This window comes from Saccharothrix sp. ST-888 (genome assembly GCF_000955975.1).
Classification (GTDB): Bacteria; Actinomycetota; Actinomycetes; order Streptomycetales; family Streptomycetaceae; genus Kitasatospora.
Window position 1 is genome coordinate 1 of record NZ_JYJF01000689.1, and the last position, 337, is coordinate 337.

At 68.2% G+C, this 337-nt stretch carries 1 protein-coding gene; it reads left to right on the forward strand.

The annotated features are described in order from the left end of the window. Positions 1–337: beta-ketoacyl synthase N-terminal-like domain-containing protein (locus UK12_RS34230; protein ID WP_197085416.1), on the forward strand; the 337-nt coding region annotated here is incomplete at both ends.

A 337-nucleotide genomic window follows, 5' to 3' on the forward strand; every position in this document is an offset into this window, starting at 1 on the left:
AACAGCTCATCGACTACCTCAAGGCGGTCACCGCGGATCTGCACCAGACCCGGCAGCGGCTGCGCGACGTGGAGACCGAGGCGAAGGAACCGATCGCCATGGTGGCGATGAGCTGCCGCTTCCCCGGTGGCGTCAGCACGCCGGAGGAGCTCTGGCAGGTCGTCAAAGAGGGAACCCACGCCATCACGGCTTTCCCGGACAACCGGGGCGGGAACGTCGAGGCGCTCTACGATCCCGCACCCGAGGCGTCCGGCAAGAGCTACGTCCGCCGGGGCGGATTCCTGCACGACGCGGCCGACTTCGAGCCGGACTTCTTCGGTATCTCGCCGCGCGAGGC